Source organism: Prevotella sp. AM23-5, assembly GCF_003473645.1.
GTDB lineage: Bacteria > Bacteroidota > Bacteroidia > Bacteroidales > Bacteroidaceae > Prevotella > Prevotella copri_A.
Window position 1 is genome coordinate 1 of record NZ_QUCG01000023.1, and the last position, 16,761, is coordinate 16,761.

General features: G+C 48.4%; 14 protein-coding genes. 11 read left to right on the forward strand and 3 right to left on the reverse strand.

The window, feature by feature from the left end; all coding sequences use genetic code 11:
* Positions 1 to 63 precede the first annotated feature (63 nt).
* Positions 64 to 753 (reverse strand): PDDEXK nuclease domain-containing protein, encoded by a 690-nt coding sequence (locus DW657_RS07360; RefSeq protein WP_118311987.1) that lies wholly within the window; start codon positions 751 to 753, stop codon positions 64 to 66.
* 201 nt (positions 754 to 954) lie between these two features.
* On the opposite strand from DW657_RS07360, the gene DW657_RS07365 reads away from it, so the two are divergent.
* From DW657_RS07365 to DW657_RS07410, 10 genes are all read left to right on the forward strand, one after another.
* Positions 955 to 1,557 (forward strand): riboflavin synthase, encoded by a 603-nt coding sequence (locus DW657_RS07365; RefSeq protein WP_118311988.1) that lies wholly within the window; start codon positions 955 to 957, stop codon positions 1,555 to 1,557.
* A 186-nt stretch (positions 1,558 to 1,743) separates the two neighbouring features.
* A complete protein-coding gene (locus DW657_RS07370; RefSeq protein ID WP_117663769.1) occupies positions 1,744 to 2,613 on the forward strand; it encodes an electron transfer flavoprotein subunit beta/FixA family protein in 870 nt (289 codons plus the stop codon).
* A gap of 57 nt (positions 2,614 to 2,670) precedes the next feature.
* Entirely contained in the window at positions 2,671 to 3,693 is a 1,023-nt protein-coding gene (locus tag DW657_RS07375) for an electron transfer flavoprotein subunit alpha/FixB family protein (protein ID WP_118311989.1), read from the forward strand.
* 35 nt (positions 3,694 to 3,728) lie between these two features.
* The gene (locus DW657_RS07380; RefSeq protein ID WP_118311990.1) at positions 3,729 to 5,432 is read left to right on the forward strand and encodes an acyl-CoA dehydrogenase family protein; all 1,704 of its coding nucleotides are present in this window, start codon (positions 3,729 to 3,731) and stop codon (positions 5,430 to 5,432) included.
* Between the two features lie 708 nt (positions 5,433 to 6,140).
* Positions 6,141 to 6,806 carry a DUF4476 domain-containing protein gene (locus DW657_RS07385; RefSeq protein ID WP_118311991.1) on the forward strand — a complete coding sequence of 222 codons (666 nt, stop codon included), beginning with the start codon at positions 6,141 to 6,143 and terminating at the stop codon, positions 6,804 to 6,806.
* A gap of 371 nt (positions 6,807 to 7,177) precedes the next feature.
* Complete coding sequence (locus DW657_RS07390; protein WP_118311992.1) at positions 7,178 to 8,512, forward strand: TolC family protein; 1,335 nt, start codon at positions 7,178 to 7,180, stop codon at positions 8,510 to 8,512.
* 283 nt (positions 8,513 to 8,795) lie between these two features.
* Positions 8,796 to 9,977 (forward strand): efflux RND transporter periplasmic adaptor subunit, encoded by a 1,182-nt coding sequence (locus tag DW657_RS07395; protein ID WP_118311993.1) that lies wholly within the window; start codon positions 8,796 to 8,798, stop codon positions 9,975 to 9,977.
* Positions 9,978 to 10,001: 24 nt separating this feature from the next.
* Positions 10,002 to 10,775, forward strand: coding sequence for an ABC transporter ATP-binding protein (locus tag DW657_RS07400; RefSeq protein ID WP_089545002.1), 774 nt, complete (start codon positions 10,002 to 10,004; stop codon positions 10,773 to 10,775).
* Positions 10,776 to 10,786: 11 nt separating this feature from the next.
* Entirely contained in the window at positions 10,787 to 12,025 is a 1,239-nt protein-coding gene (locus tag DW657_RS07405) for an ABC transporter permease (RefSeq protein ID WP_118311994.1), read from the forward strand.
* 103 nt (positions 12,026 to 12,128) lie between these two features.
* Positions 12,129 to 12,899: a bifunctional 2-polyprenyl-6-hydroxyphenol methylase/3-demethylubiquinol 3-O-methyltransferase UbiG gene (locus DW657_RS07410; RefSeq protein WP_118311995.1), complete on the forward strand. Its 771-nt coding sequence runs from the start codon at positions 12,129 to 12,131 to the stop codon at positions 12,897 to 12,899.
* A 193-nt stretch (positions 12,900 to 13,092) separates the two neighbouring features.
* On the opposite strand, the gene DW657_RS07415 is transcribed toward DW657_RS07410, so the two are convergent.
* Positions 13,093 to 13,746, reverse strand: a complete 654-nt coding sequence (locus DW657_RS07415; protein WP_118311996.1) for an MgtC/SapB family protein — start codon at positions 13,744 to 13,746, stop codon at positions 13,093 to 13,095.
* Between the two features lie 173 nt (positions 13,747 to 13,919).
* On the opposite strand from DW657_RS07415, the gene ettA reads away from it, so the two are divergent.
* Positions 13,920 to 15,617 (forward strand): energy-dependent translational throttle protein EttA, encoded by a 1,698-nt coding sequence (gene ettA, locus DW657_RS07420; protein WP_117662098.1) that lies wholly within the window; start codon positions 13,920 to 13,922, stop codon positions 15,615 to 15,617.
* Between the two features lie 311 nt (positions 15,618 to 15,928).
* Here ettA and DW657_RS07425 read toward each other — a convergent pair whose 3' ends face one another.
* The gene (locus DW657_RS07425; RefSeq protein ID WP_118311997.1) at positions 15,929 to 16,636 is read right to left on the reverse strand and encodes an HAD family hydrolase; all 708 of its coding nucleotides are present in this window, start codon (positions 16,634 to 16,636) and stop codon (positions 15,929 to 15,931) included.
* Positions 16,637 to 16,761 lie beyond the last annotated feature (125 nt).

The window sequence follows — 16,761 nt, forward strand, 5'->3', positions numbered from 1 at the left end:
GGATGATAGTTGCGGATTTTAGGTTTATTGTTACCTAAACTGTGTTATCTAATTTTGCTGCTCCTATACCTTATTATATATTCCCTCATTTTCCTTACGCAAGAATTCCGTCATGCGCTCCTTGGAAGGCACGTTGAGTTGATATTTTGAGATAAACACGCTCTCGTCCAAATCGAGCAAGGAGTACTCTGCCATTTCCTGTCCTACTTCCGAGCAAAGGAGAATACCGATTGGTGGGTTATCATCTGGCTGCATGATGTTTTTGCGATAGTAAGCCAAATACATATGGAGTTGGGCGGCATCGGCATAGTTCAGACGATTCGCTTTCAATTCGATGATGACATGGCGTTTCAATATCCTATGATAGAAGACAAGAACAGACAGTTGGAATTGTGCAGACACTGTCTGCACAATTGACGGCAAAGACAAAACAAAATGCTTTATTTGGTCATTCAACGCAGGATAAGCCAAATAAAACTTTCGATAAATATTTAGGCTTCTATAGCTGAAAGTCTTCTTGTCTTTCAACTTCTCTGCCAACTTCTTCAAAAGTTGCTCACCATACTTAGCTCTATCAGCTCCCTTCTGCTCATACTCCACAATATAATAGCCCGTCAACCAAGCCTTGGCTGTGACGTGGCGATTTATCACTAAGCGAGCATTGTTCTGCAATACATCTTGCGTTTGCTGAATATGGGCTACAAGACCATCGAAGTCATTGTTTTGCGCCACTGGGATTTCATTCTTCTTCATATTCGGTGGAGTTTTGGAAAGACATGTATATCACATTTATCATGTGCACATATTATAATGTGCAAAAATATAAAAAATATGGCAATTAAACAAATATATCTCGATTATTTTATCAAAAGAACTTAAATAATTTGGTTGCTTCAAGCTAATGCAATATCTTTGCATTTAAAATAATCATGAAACCAAATAAAAATAGAATATATGTTTAGTGGAATCGTAGAAGAAATGGCTACCGTAGTAGCTATCAAGCATGATAAGGAGAACATCGACTTCACATTGAGATGCTCTTTCGTTGATGAACTCGGCATCGACCAGAGCGTGGCGCACAACGGCGTCTGCCTCACCGTAGTGGAAATAAAAGATGGCACGTATACCGTTACCGCCATGAAGGAAACCCTGGACCGCAGTAATCTGGGACTGCTCAAGGTAGGCGACAAGGTGAACGTAGAGCGTTCGATGGTGATGAACGGCCGTCTGGATGGTCATATCGTACAGGGACACGTGGATGAAACCGCCAAGTGCATCAACATGAAGGATGCAGACGGTTCTACCTACTTCACCTTCGAATATGAACTGAACAAGGAGATGGCGCGCAAGGGCTACTTCACCGTAGATAAGGGCAGCGTAACCGTGAACGGCGTTTCACTCACCGTCTGCGAGCCAACCGACAACACCTTCACCGTAGCCATCATCCCTTACACCCGAGAGAACACCAACTTCTGCAACATCGAAGTAGGAACCGTGGTGAATATAGAATTCGATATTCTCGGCAAGTATATCGCAAGATTGAAAAGCTTCGAGTAAGAAAAACCTGCACAAATGTCTCTTTTTGCGCACAAGATAAAGACATTTGTGCATTTTTTCTTTAAAATATTTGGGTAAAAGACAAAAAAATGGTACTTTTGCCGACGTGTTTGCTCCCAAATCAAGGATTTGAGCTCCGAACACTAACAACTTAAGAGAATTATAACAATAACCATTTTTAAAAATATGAGTTTAAAAATCGTAGTACTTGCCAAGCAAGTACCTGACACAAGAAATGTGGGTAAGGATGCGATGACAGCCGAGGGCACCGTAAACCGTGCTGCCCTTCCTGCTATCTTCAATCCTGAAGATTTGAACGCGCTGGAGCAGGCTCTCCGTCTCAAGGAGCAGAATCCAGGTTCTACAGTTGGAATTTTGACCATGGGTCCTCCTCGTGCGGGAGAAATCATCCGCCAGGGTCTTTATCGTGGTGCAGACACCGGTTGGTTGCTCACCGACCGTCTCTTTGCCGGTGCTGATACATTGGCTACTTCCTATGCCCTTGCTACCGGAATCCAGAAGATCGGTGACGTGGATATCGTGATCGGTGGTCGCCAGGCTATCGATGGTGATACTGCTCAGGTAGGTCCTCAGGTGGCTCAGAAGCTGGGCTTGAACCAGGTTACCTACGCAGAGGAAATCCTCAAGGTAGAAGACGGCAAGGCTACAATCCGCCGCCTCATCGATGGTGGTGTTGAGACCGTAGAGGCTCCATTGCCTTTGGTTATCACCGTAAACGGAAGTGCTGCTCCATGTCGCCCATGCAACGTGAAGCTCGTGATGAAATATAAATACGCTACCTGCCCTATGGAGCGCAAGGGCGATGAGCCTTGGGCCAACCTCTATGAGGAGCGCCCTTACCTCACCCTGAACCAGTGGAGCGTTGCCGATGTAGATGGCGACCCTGCACAGTGCGGTTTGAGCGGTTCACCTACCAAGGTGAAGGCCGTGAAGAACATCGTGTTCCAGGCAAAGGAGAGCAAGACCTTGACCAGCAGCGATGAGGACATCGACGGACTGATGAAGGAATTGTTGGACGAAAGTATTATCGGATAATCATCGAAGGATGATTCAGATTCCGATTCATTTAAAAATGCTTTATTAGAAAAGACAATGAACAACGTATTTGTATATTGCGAGGTAGAAGGCACAACCGTTGCCGAAGTATCTCAGGAATTGCTCACCAAGGGTCGTAAGCTCGCTAACCAGCAGGGCGTGGAGCTCCATGCCATCGTGGCTGGTACTAGCATCAAGGGTCAGGTAGAGGATCAGATTCTCCCTTATGGTGTAGATAAATTATTTGTTTTCGATGCTGAGGGATTGTTCCCATACACTTCAGCTCCACATACCGACATTCTCGTCAACCTCTTCAAGGAGGAGAAGCCTCAGATTGCATTGATGGGTGCTACCGTTATCGGTCGCGACCTCGGTCCTCGTGTTTCTTCTTCATTGACCAGCGGTCTTACCGCCGACTGTACAGAGCTTGAAATCGGTGATTACGACGACAAGAAGAGCGGCAAGCACTATGAGGGTCTGCTCTATCAGATTCGTCCTGCCTTCGGTGGTAACATCGTGGCTACTATCGTAAACCCAGAGCACCGTCCTCAGATGGCTACAGTCCGCTCCGGCGTAATGCAGAAGAGCATCTACGAGGGTGAGTGCAAGAAGGAAGTCGTTTATCCAGAGGTAAGCAAGTATGTTCCTGCTGAAGACTTTGTAGTAAAGGTACTCGACCACCACGTAGAGGCTGCCAAGCACAATCTGAAGGGTTCTGCCATCGTTGTAGCCGGCGGTTATGGCGTAGGAAGCAAGGAAGGCTTCGACCAGCTCTTCGAGTTGGCTCATCTCCTCCATGGTGAGGTAGGTGCTTCCCGTGCTGCCGTAGATGCAGGCTGGGTAGATCACGACCGTCAGATTGGTCAGACTGGTGTTACCGTTCATCCTAAGGTTTATATCGCCTGCGGAATCTCTGGTCAGATTCAGCACATCGCCGGTATGCAGGATTCAGGTATCATCATCTCTGTGAACAACGATCCTGATGCTCCAATCAACAAGATTGCCGACTACGTTATCAACGGTAATGTAGAGGATGTGGTTCCTAAGCTCATCAAGTACTACAAGCAGAATTCAAAGTAATCTGCATTACACATTATTTAAATAAGAAAAGCAAAATGGCTAATTATTATACAGACCATCCTGAAATAGAGTTCCACTTGAATCATCCGCTCATGAAGCGTGTTGTGGACCTGAAGGAAAGAAATTACGCAGAAAAAGACCAGTTTGAAGATGCTCCTGTCAACTACGAGGATGCCATCGAGAACTACAAGCGATTGCTGGATATTACCGGCGATGTAGCTGCTAACATCATCGAACCAAACTCTGAGGATGTTGACCTCGAAGGTCCACACCTGGAGAACGGCCGCATGATTTATGCCAGCAAGACATTCGAGAACCTCGATGCTACCCGCAAGGCTGGCCTCTGGGGCTTGTCTATGCCTCGTCGTTACGGCGGCTTGAACTTGCCTAACGCCATCTTCTCTATGGCTTCAGAGATCATCGCTGCTGCTGATGCAGGTTTCCAGAACATCTGGTCTCTCCAGAGCTGTATCGATACGCTCTATGAGTTCGGTTCTGAGGAGCAGCGCCAGAAGTACATTCCTCGCATCTGCGCAGGCGAAACCATGAGTATGGACTTGACTGAGCCTGATGCAGGTTCCGACTTGCAGCGCGTGATGCTGAAGGCTACACAGGATGAGGACGGCACATGGCGTCTGAATGGTGTGAAGCGTTTCATCACCAATGGTGACTCAGACATCCACCTGGTTCTGGCTCGTTCAGAGGAAGGTACCAAGGACGGTCGTGGTCTTTCTATGTTCATCTACGACAAGCGTGATGGCGGCGTAACCGTTCGTCACATCGAGCACAAGTTGGGTATTCACGGTTCTCCTACCTGCGAGTTGGTTTACAAGAATGCCAAGGCTGAGCTTTGCGGTAACACCCGTCTCGGTTTGATCAAGTACGTGATGGCTCTGATGAACGGTGCCCGTCTGGGTATTGCTGCTCAGAGTGTAGGTGTTGAGCAGGAGGCTTACAACGAGGGCTTGGCCTATGCCAAGGAGCGTGCTCAGTTTGGTGAGAAGATCATCAACTTCCCAGCCGTTTACGACATGCTTTCAAGAATGAAGGCTAAGTTGGATGCAGGCCGTTCACTCCTTTACTGCTGCGCTCGCTACGTAGATATCTACAAGGCTTTGGAAGACATCGCCCGCGACACTAAGCTCACTCCAGAGGAGCGTCAGGAGATGAAGAAATACACCCGCCTGGCTGATGCATTCACACCATTGGCAAAGGGTATGAACTCAGAGTATGCTAACCAGAATGCATACGATGCCATCAGCATCCACGGTGGTTCTGGTTTCATCATGGAGTACAAGTGCCAGCGTCTGTTCCGTGACGCCCGCATCTTCTCTATCTACGAGGGAACTACCCAGCTTCAGGTTGTTGCAGCCATCCGCTACATCACCAACGGTACTTATCTCAGCATCATCAAGGAGATGTTGGAGAGCGAGGTATCAGATGATTTGAAGTCATTGAAGGAGCGTGTTGCCAAGCTCGTAGATCTTTACGAGGCTGCCATCAACAAGGTGAAGGAGGCTAACGATCAGGCAGTTCACGACTTCCTGGCTCGCCGCCTCTACAACATGACTGGCGACATCGTAATGTCTCTCCTCATCCTCGACGATGCTACCAAGGCACCAGAGATGTTCCAGAAGAGTGCCAACGTATATGTTCGCATGGCAGAGGAGGAAGTTCTCGGCCATTCAGCATACATCCAGAATTTCAAGGCAGAAGACTTGGAGAGCTTCAAGGCATAAGAATCAGCAACTTTCCTTTGGGAAGCTTATCGCATAACAAATATAAGAAATCCGTGGGCAAGAAACCTTTCTTACCACGGATTTCTTCGTTTTTTAGAAAGCTACTCTCAAAAACACTATTCACTCTTCACCAATACAGCATAAGTATTTTATATACAAAGAATTACGACCGTGAAGAGTAACAACCAACTCTTCACCTCTTACACCCTTAGTGTTTATCGGGGGTTCAGACGATTTGGTGAAGAGTGAAGGGTAAAAACGAAAGTGGCTTTTTTTACATCAGAAACGCCACTGCATGCGGCAGGGAAGTACACGTCGGAAGTTAGAGATAATCTTGTAGAAACCTTTCTCCCAACGTATCGTTTCATGCCTGGCAATGGCACAAAGTTGCCCTGGTTGAGGGCAATATTGTGCCATTGCCAGGCAAAAATCAGAATAAGGCTCTTTCAATCCACCAAAATTACCATCTTTTCGCCAAATGTACCATGCCGAGGTGGTATCCTTTGCTCTTTAGCAGGTATCTTTTCCACCTTGAGGTCGTAACCTTTCACCCTAATCAGGAATAGGGATTTCCCCCTTCTACTTTAGGGAATCCTTCTCGTTTCTTTTCGGAAGAAAGTAGTACTTTTGCAGGCGTAAACAAGATAATGACCGAGCACTCTTTTTAAAAGGGGCTCAAGATTATAACTTATAAAAACAGTATCGCTTATGAAAAGAAATGAAGTAATGGCACTCATCGCCACAACCATATTGATGTTTGCCGTATGCCTCTCGGCTTCGGCTAAGGGAAAAAGAAACGTGGAGCGGGGAATGACCAAGCAGGAAGTAATAGCCATTCTTGGAGAACCTAAGCTCACCAGTTTCGACATGTATGGGGACAAATGGGAATATGCTAAATATAATAATCTGTTTGGAGATTCCAAGTACATCACGGTCTTCTTCGACAGAAACGGAAAGGTTGTGCAGTACGATACAAGAATCATAGAACCCAACAGCAAGACATCAAATGTACAGCAACCACAACACCCTACTCCACCCCTCTACGATGGAAGATGTGATCCCGATGGCAGAATGGATTACGGCTACAGCCTCGATGATGCTTCCTTCTCCAAACTATATAATAAGGTGAAGAAAGCAAGCTTCGACGACAACAAGTTCGACCTGATAGAAGTGGCAAGCCTCGGCTGCTATTATTCCTGCGCCCAGGTGGTCCGCATCATGAAGATATTCCCTTTCGACGACGAACAGCTGAAAGCGCTCAAAATGATGGCGCCACATATCGTGGATCTTCAGAATACAGGCCTCATCTATAAAGTATTCAGCTTTGACAGCGAAAAGGATAAGGCTGAGGAAATCATCAGAAATAGCAAATAAATAAGGTGATTGATGCGGATTGCAAATCCGCAGAGTATAAAAGGTTAGGTCATTTTTTGATGCCGGATTGCAAATCCGGCAGGACGCCTAACGGATACTAGATAACCACAGAATCAAAGAGGGCGTGTCATAAGTCACATCCAATACGCCCTGGGCTAGGGGCTTTTGGGCTTTCAGCCCGTCCTTTGCTGCCATTATAAGGACTTATGACACACACTCTTTTTCTTTCCCCCTCCCTTTCCATTTTTTCACAAAAATCACAAGGATTGTTAAAATTGAAACTTTATGCTAAACTTTTCCGTCTAAATGCAATCAGATTAATATCTTTCTGAAATAAATAAAACGGGATAAAAAGAAAATAGAAGAAGATTATGAACGGAAAAGTAAAAAACGCAATGGCAGCTCTGCTTCTTGTAGCGGCACCATTGGCTACGCAGGCAAAACAATGGTCGCTGAAAGACTGTATCGACTATGCGCTTGCCAACAACATCGCTCTTCAGAAGACGCAACTCACCAAGGCAAGCGCCCAAGAAGATTATTTGCAGTCGAAAGCTGCTCTGCTTCCGTCGCTCAGCGCCAGCACCAACCAAAGCGTGAACTATACTCCTTGGGTGGCTAGCGGTATCAGCGGTGACGGTTTCTCAAGAGCCAGCATCGACAAGGTGTATTACAACGGAAACTACTCCGTGATGGGTAACTATACCATCTGGAATGGAAACAAAAACCATAATCAGGTAAAACTGAACCAGCTCTCTGCCGAGGCTGCACAGCTCGATTCGGCTACTCAGGCCATCAAGCTGCAGGAACAGATTGCACAGCTCTACGTGCAGATCCTCTACTCTACAGAGGCTATCCAGGTGAACAAGGAGAGCTATCTCTCGAGCCAGCAGAACGAAGAGCGTGGCAAGGAGATGGTGAAGATAGGCAAGATGAGTCAGGCTGATCTGGCTCAGCTCACCGCTCAGAGAGCTCAGGATGAATTCAACATCGTGCAGGCTGAAAGCAATGTGAAGAACTATAAGCGACAGTTGAAGGAACTGCTTCAGATTACAAGCGATGAGGCGTTTGACATCGAGATTCCGAATACCACCGATGAAATGGCACTCGTGGCTGTTCCGGCAATGAACGGAGTCTATGCTGCGGCTCTCGAAAACCGTCCGGAGTTCAAGACCATCAAGAATCAGTTGGCTCAGAACGACTTGAACATCAAGATTGCGAAGGCGGGCAAGCTGCCTACCATCAGCGCTAACGCAGGTATTTCTACCAGCAATACTTCCATGAACAACAATGGTCTTGCCAAGCAGTTGAAGACCAACTTCAGCGTTGGAGGCGGCGTAGGAGTGAGCATCCCTCTCTTTGAAAACCGTTCTACCAAGACTCAGGTGAACAAGGCATTGATTCAGCGCGAAAGCATCCAGCTCGACCTGAAGAACCAGCAGACCCAGCTCTACTCTACCATTGAGAACTACTGGTTGCAGGCTACCACCAACCAAAGCCAGTTTAAGGCGGCAAAGGTTAGCAGCGAGAGTGCCCAGACCAGTTACAATCTGCTGAGCGAGCAGTTTAAGCTGGGATTGAAGAATATCGTTGAGCTAAGAACAGGAAAGGATAACCTGCTCAAAGCGAAGCAGAACGAGCTTCAGGCGAAATACCTCGCCATCCTCAACATCAATATGTTGAAATTCTATAAGGAAGGACATATTTAATTAAGAGGGTGTGTCATTATTCATCGGATTACGCGGAATAAACGGAACCTAAACCGCCTTCCTCGGATTACGCACGGATTTTAAACGGAAACTCGACCTTACGGTCGTGGCGATACCCCCTAAAGTTGGAACGCTACGGCGCTAGCCCAATGGCCGTAAGGCCAAATCCGTTTTAATTCCGTGCGTAATCCGAGGAGCAAGAATGTTCCGTTAACTCAGCGTGTTCCGATGAAGAAAAGAAAAAGTTTTATTATTTCGAATTAAATTAATCTGATTATAAAAAATGAAAAAGTTGAGAATTAGCAAAATCTGGATTGCTGTCGTGGTGATAGTAATCGTTGCCGTGGCGGCATGGGCGATGTCGGGCGGAAAAAAGGAGGAAGATATTAACTTCAAGGAGGAAAAGGTGGCGCTGAAAACCTTGCAGAACAGCGTAACCGCTACGGGTACTATCGAGGCTGTAACCTCAGTAACCGTAGGTACACAGGTGAGTGGTATTGTCAACAAACTCTATGTGGACTACAACTCCCAGGTAAAGAAGGGACAGGTCATCGCAGAACTCGACAAGACCAATCTCTTGAGCGAACTGAATACCGCGAAGGCAAACCTAGCCAGCGCACAGAGCAGTCTGAACTATCAGGCAGCCAATATGGAGCGCTACAAAACCCTTTACAAAAAAGGACTTGTCAGCGCCGATGAATACGAGAATGCCCTCCTCACCTATCGCCAGGCGAAGGAGCAGGTTGCCTCTTCTAAGGAAAACGTGCAGAGAGCACAGACCAACCTCGGCTACGCCACCATCACCTCTCCTATCGACGGAACCGTGATTTCGAAGAGCGTAGAGGAAGGTCAGACCGTAGCGGCAAGCTTCAACACCCCAGAGCTTTTCACCATCGCCAAGGACCTGACCAATATGCAGGTAGTAGCCAATGTGGACGAGGCTGATATCGGCAATGTAAAGGAGGGCGACCGAGTAACTTTCACCGTAGATGCCTATCCGGATGATACCTTCGAGGGAACCGTGAAGCAGGTGCGTCTGGAAGCTACAACTACCAATAACGTAGTAACTTACGAGGTAGTGATTTCTGCTCCAAATGCTGATTTGAAATTGAAACCGGGGCTTACAGCCAATGTTACCATCTACACCCAGGAGCGCAGCGGCGTGCTCGCCGTAGCCAACAAGGCTCTCCGCTTTACCCCTACCAAGGAAACCGTGGGCAAGGATATGAAGATTGTGGATTGCAAGGGCAAGAACAAGGTCTGGGCATTGAATGGCAACACCCTCACCGCTCATCCTGTAACCATCGGTCAGAGTGATGGAATCAATACAGAAATCACCAAGGGATTGAAGCAGGGCGATAAGATTGTTACGGAAATCGTGGTGAATGTTCCGGAAGAAGAGGACGCTCCACAGCAGAGCCAGGGACTGATCAGCGGTCCGGGTCCTAGAGGAAAGAAGAAGTAAGGGGAGAAGTAAAAAAGAATCATTATGTCTGAAACATCAAATAACAACGAGAACAAGAAGGTGGTGATAGAGCTCGACAACGTGCGCCGCGACTTTCTTGTGGGTGATGAAACCGTCCACGCTCTGAAAGGCGTAAGCTTCAAGATCTACGAGGGCGAGTTCGTTACCATTATGGGTAAGTCGGGTTCCGGCAAATCCACCCTGCTCAACCAGCTGGGCTGCCTCGACACCCCTTCCAAGGGCGAATATTACCTGGATGGCGTGAGCGTGCGCAAGATGAGCCGCAACGACAGAGCCATCCTGCGCAACCGCAAGATTGGCTTCATCTTCCAGAACTACAATCTCCTGCCAAAGACCACGAGTGTGGAGAATGTAGAGCTGCCGCTGATGTACAATCCTGCCATCAGCGCAGAAGAGCGCAAGCAGCGTGCCATCGAAGCTCTGAAGGCTGTAGGACTGGGCGAGAGACTCTATCATAAGAGCAATCAGATGTCGGGTGGACAGATGCAGCGTGTTGCCATCGCCCGTGCACTGGTGAACAATCCTGCCGTGATTCTCGCCGACGAGGCAACGGGTAACCTGGACACGAGAACCAGTTTCGAGATTCTTGTCCTTTTCCAGAAGCTCTACGCTGAGGGCAGAACCATCATCTTCGTAACCCACAACCCGGATATCGCCAAATATTCCAGCCGCAACATCGAATTGCGCGACGGACACATCATCAGCGATACCTATAATGACCACATCCTTTCGGCAGCAGAAGGCCTTGCCGCCCTGCCAGCCAATACGGACGAATAACAGTATAGAATATGAATTATCAGAATCTTTTAAAGATAGCCCTTCGAGCGATAGCAGCCAACAAGATGCGCTCCTTCCTCACAGCCCTGGGCATCATCATCGGTATTGCAGCCGTGATTACGATGCTTGCCATCGGACAGGGAAGTAAGGCGAGCATCAAGGCGAACATCGCCGAGATGGGTAGCAATATGATTATGATTTCGCCGGGTGCCGACATGAGAGGCGGCGTGCGACAGGATGCTTCCTCGATGGAGACCCTGAAGCAGGCAGACTACCAGAGCATCAAGGAGGATTGTAATTACATCAGTGCCATTTCGCCTACCGTAAACAGTTCGGGACAGTGGATCTACGGCAACAACAATACGCAGAGTTCCATTTATGGCGTGAACCAGGACTACCTGAGCATCCGCCAGCTGAAGGTGGCAGATGGAGAAATGTTTACCGATACAGACATCAAGGCAGCAGCCAAGGTCTGCATCCTGGGTCAGACCGTAGTGGATTATCTTTTTCCCGACGGCAGCGACCCGATCGGCAAGGTAGTACGTTTCAACAGCATCCCTTTCCGTGTGGTAGGAGTGCTCCAGAAGAAGGGTTACAACTCCATGGGAATGGACCAGGATGACCTCGTGCTCGCCCCATACACCACCGTGATGAAGCGAATCCTGGCACAGACCTATCTGGGCGGAATCGTATGTTCTGCCATTACCGAGGAAGCATCCCAGCCGGCTCAGGATCAGATTTCGGAAATCCTCCGCCGCAACCATAAGCTGAAAGACGCTACTGCCACCACCGAGGCTGATGAGGATAATTTCAACATCCGTTCGCAGGAGGAAATCTCCAGCATGATGAATTCCACCATGTCCACCATCACCATCCTTCTGGGTAGTGTGGCAGGAATCTCCCTGCTGGTGGGCGGTATTGGAATCATGAACATCATGTACGTTTCCGTTACCGAGCGAACCCGTGAAATCGGTCTTCGAATGAGTGTGGGAGCCAGGGGAATTGACATTCTGAACCAGTTTCTCATCGAGGCGATTCTGCTCTCAGTAACCGGTGGAATCATCGGAGTGATATTGGGAGTGAGTCTGTCGCTGAGTCTGAATGCCTTCCTGCACATAGCCACTCAGATAGAGCCTTGGAGCATCATCATGAGTTTCGCCGTCTGTACCTTTACGGGGGTGTTCTTCGGATGGTATCCGGCAAAGAAGGCTGCAAGACTCGACCCTATCGAGGCAATCAGATACGAGTAAAAATCTGATCAGTTTTTTCAGAAATATATCTGTTTTATCAAAACTTTATTGTATTTTTGCAGAAGAATTCAAGAAACTTAAGATAAAACAGATAGAAAGAAGAATGAATACAGAAATATTATCAGCAGATAAAGACCCGATGGGCGCAGCTATTCTCGACTTCCAGAAGCAGGGGAAGGCAGCCCGACTGAGAGTGCTCTCTTCGATGTTCGAGGAAGACGAAATGCCAGTAACCCATCTCTTCAGAAGCGTCCCGGAAATGCCGGTGCTGGAGCAGAAGGCATTGCAGCTAGCCAAGGGACGGGTGCTGGATATTGGAGCCGGCAGCGGTTGCCATACGCTCGCCCTGCAAGAGAAGGGCTTTACGGTGAAGGCGATAGATATTTCGCCCTTGAGTTGCGAAGCAATGAAGTTGAGAGGAGTGAAGGATGCGGAATGCATCAATCTCTTCGACCCACATCTGAGCAGTGGAAATCATTCCGGAGAGAATCAGGAGCAGTTTGAAGGCGGTTTCGATACGATTCTCCTCCTGATGAACGGAACGGGAATTGCCGGAAAGATAGAACATCTCCCAGCCCTCTTCCAGCGCCTGAAGGCGTTGCTGAATCCGGGCGGTCAGATTCTCATCGATTCCTCCGACCTGAAATACATCTACGAGAATGAGGATGGAAGTTTCGACATCAATCTGAATGGAGCCTATTACGGAGAAGTAGATTATCAGATGATCTACAAGGATGTAAAGGGCGACCGCTTCGACTGGCTCTACGTGGATTTCCCATTACTGAAATCCATCGCCGAAACCTGCGGCCTATATGGTGAACTCGTGGCAGAAGGCGAACACTACGACTATCTGGCGAGGATCTTCCAAGCATAATAAAGACGATAAGATTTTACAGTATATAAAGAAAAAAGGAGTTAAGACCATCATCTTAACTCCTTTTTTCTTTATATTTTACTGAAGTTTCGCATGTGGTTCAAGTACGGGCTGAAGGCCCAAAAGCTCCTAGCCCAGGGCAGCGCCCTGGGTATAATGGCAATCAGCAAGGCGCCCTGTAAGGGCAAAAGCTCTATTTTATCGCAGAAATCGTGACATCCGAGAAATCGTTCATCAGGTCAAGAATCTCCAGGGTATGGAAATCCTTCTTCGCCTTCACTTCGATATTCGCCTCCAGGAATTCCTCCTTGGATAACCGGCGCTCTTTCAGTTCGTAGGAATGCACCTCCATTCCCTTCTGCTTGATTTGACTGATGAATTCCTTCACGCTCTCACGAGACGGGGCAGAGAAATTCAGCTCAACGGTAGTGGTTCCCAATGGCGGAATCCAATAGTTCAGCACCTCCAGTCCAAGCAGCACCATCACCGTGGTAAGAGCCGCCGCAACATACATTCCCGTACCGCACGCCAATCCGATGGCCGCCGTCACCCACAAGCCAGCCGCCGTAGTAAGACCACGCACCACATTCTTCTGGAAGATGATGGTACCGGCGCCCAGGAATCCGATGCCCGAAACCACCTGCGCCGCCACACGCGAGGAATCCTTCAGATCCACTCCGAATCCATACTGCGAAACCACACAGAAAAGCGCACTTCCCAATGCCACCAGGAAGTGGGTGCGGAAACCTGCCTCCTTGGCACGATATTCTCGCTCAATGCCTATCGCTCCGCCCAAAAGCAGGGCGAGAGAAAGGCGAATGGTCAGGTCAATATAAGTTGCATCCATATTATTGTCCTTTCTTTAATTAATCAACAAAAAATCATTTAATTGCAAATATACAACTTTTCTTGGAAAGAAAGGCGAGAATTTCAAAAAAATAATGTATCTTTGCAACTGTTAGTGCCAATTTCGGCAATTTACTCTATTTATTCACAAATACACATTATTTAATAATATATATGGCAACAGTTGACGACAAGAAGATCATCTTCTCAATGGTGGGCGTATCTAAGATTATCCCACAAAACCAGAAGCAAATTCTGAAGAACATCTACCTATCGTTCTTCTACGGAGCAAAAATCGGTATCATCGGTTTGAACGGTGCCGGTAAATCTACGTTGATGAAAATCATCGCAGGACTTGAGCAACCTACCCAGGGTGAGGTGGTTTGGAGCCCAGGCTACTCTGTGGGCTACTTGCCTCAGGATCCTCCGCTCGACGAGAACAAGACCGTGAAGGAAAACGTGATGGAGGGTGTGCAGAAAATCTATGATGCACTCGCTGAATACGAGGACATCAACAATAAGTTCGGTCTCGAAGAATATTACGGAGACCCAGATAAGATGGACAAGCTGATGCAGCGCCAGGCAGAGGTGCAGGATATCATTGATGCAACCGATGCCTGGAACATCGACTCCAAGCTGGAGCGTGCGATGGCTGCCCTGCATTGTCCTCCTGGTGATTGGCCTGTTACCAATCTCTCGGGTGGTGAGCGCCGCCGTGTGGCTCTCTGCCGCCTGCTCCTGCAGAAGCCGGATGTACTCCTGCTCGATGAGCCTACCAACCACCTGGATGCTGAGAGCATCGACTGGCTGGAGCAGCACCTGCAGCAGTATGAGGGTACCGTCATCGCCGTTACCCACGACCGCTACTTCCTCGACGACGTGAGCGAGTGGATTCTGGAGTTGGACCGTGGCGAGGGTATTCCATGGAAGGGCAACTACTCTTCATGGCTCGACCAGAAGACCAAGCGAATGATTCAGGAGGAGAAGACTGCCTCTAAGCGCCGCAAGACATTGGAGCGCGAGTTGGAATGGGTTCGCATGGCACCTAAGGCCCGTCAGGCTAAGGGTAAGGCTCGTCTGAACTCTTACGAGCAGATGCTCAACCAGGAGCAGAAGGAGCGCGAGGAGAAGCTGGAAATCTTCATCCCTAACGGTCCTCGTCTGGGCAACAAGGTTATCGAGGCTCAGCATGTGAAGAAGGCATTTGGCGAGAAGGTTCTCTTCAACGACCTCAACTTCATGCTTCCTCCTAACGGCATCGTAGGTGTGATTGGTCCTAACGGAGCCGGCAAGACTACCCTCTTCCGCCTCATTATGGGCTTGGAGCAGGCTGATGGCGGAACATTCGAGGTGGGTGAGACCGTGAAGCTGGCTTATGTTGACCAGCAGCACAAGGACATCGACCCTCAGAAGACCGTTTACGAGGTGATTTCTCAGGGCAACGAAACCTTGCGTCTGGGTGGCAGAGACGTGAATGCACGTGCTTACATCAGCCGTTTCAATTTCTCGGGCACCGACCAGAGCAAGCTCTGCAGCGTACTCTCGGGTGGTGAGCGCAACCGCCTGCAGTTGGCTTTGGCATTGAAGCAGGAGGGTAATGTACTGCTTCTCGATGAGCCTACCAACGATATCGACGTAAACACGCTGCGTGCCTTGGAGGAAGGTTTGGAAGCATTTGCCGGTTGTGCTGTGGTTATCAGCCACGACCGCTGGTTCCTCGACCGAATCTGTACCCACATTCTTGCCTTCGAGGGCAATGGTGAGGTCTTCTTCTTCGAGGGCAGCTATTCTGAGTACGAAATCAACAAGGCGCGCCGCCTGGGCGATACAGAAATCAAGAAGGGTCGCTATCGCAAGTTGATGGAGGAATAGTCACCTATTCTGTGTAAATACAAATGTAAATACAAACGCAAATGTAAATACAACTGTAATTCTACTCAAGTTTCGCATATAAGCTCCACACGCCCTGAAAGGGCAGAAGCTCCTAGCCCAGGGCATCGCCCTGGGTATAGTAGCAATCAATAAGACGCACTGTAAGGGTAAAAGCTGTGTACATTGCCAGTATTTTAAAGCTTTTGCCCTTACAGGGCGACGGGTTTGTGTTCATAATTACCCAGGGCAATGCCCTGGGCTAGGAGCTTCTGCCCTTTCAGGGCGTTTCAACTGTACAGTTAGAATTAATCTCAGACCAGTTCCAGGAGTTCTGCAAAATCATCAATGATAAATTCGGCAGAAGCCAACTGCTCTCGGGTTCCGTTTCCATAGGTTACGGCACAGGCCTTGCAACCGGCATGGTGAGCCATATCCACATCAAAGTTCATATCGCCTACTACGAGGGTTTCAGCCAGAACATCCTTGAATTTTTCAGCTTCTACTGAAGTTACGGGATTCAGAACATCTTCTGCTGAAACTCCGGGATTCTTCATTCCCAGCATCTCTCCCAAAGCCTTGAAGACCATATCGGATGCCGGCTTCACGTGCTCCACATCATCGCCTGCCACAATGGAAGAGAAGATATTCTCCAGCTGCATCTGCTTCACGTATCCATCCAGCGAGCAATGGTTGCGGCTGCTAGCCATTCCCATAATAAAACCCTGGCGATGTAATTCTCTCAGGGTATCTATTACATGAGGGAAGGGCTGCACGATCATCGTCTTCTTGTTATCCAGGAAGATTTCGCGATAGGTTGCCGCACATTCCATTCCTTCCTCAGCACTCATTCCGAAGAGCGAGACGAAGGCCTCATCCAGTCTTAAACCGATGGTCTTGGCACAAGCCTCATCCGATTTCACTTCCAGTTTTCTTGCCCGCATCGTATCCTGCAAGGTCTTCACAATCAAGCTCTGCGAATCGCCGATGGTTCCATCAAAATCAAAAATTATATACTTCATTATTTTCTTGTTCTAATTTCGCAAGTAAGCTCCACACGCCCTGAACCAACGGTCACCGGCCGAAGGGAAAGGTAAAGGGCAGAAGCAAGGTTTAAACAGCACGCCCTGAAAGGGCAGAAGCTCCT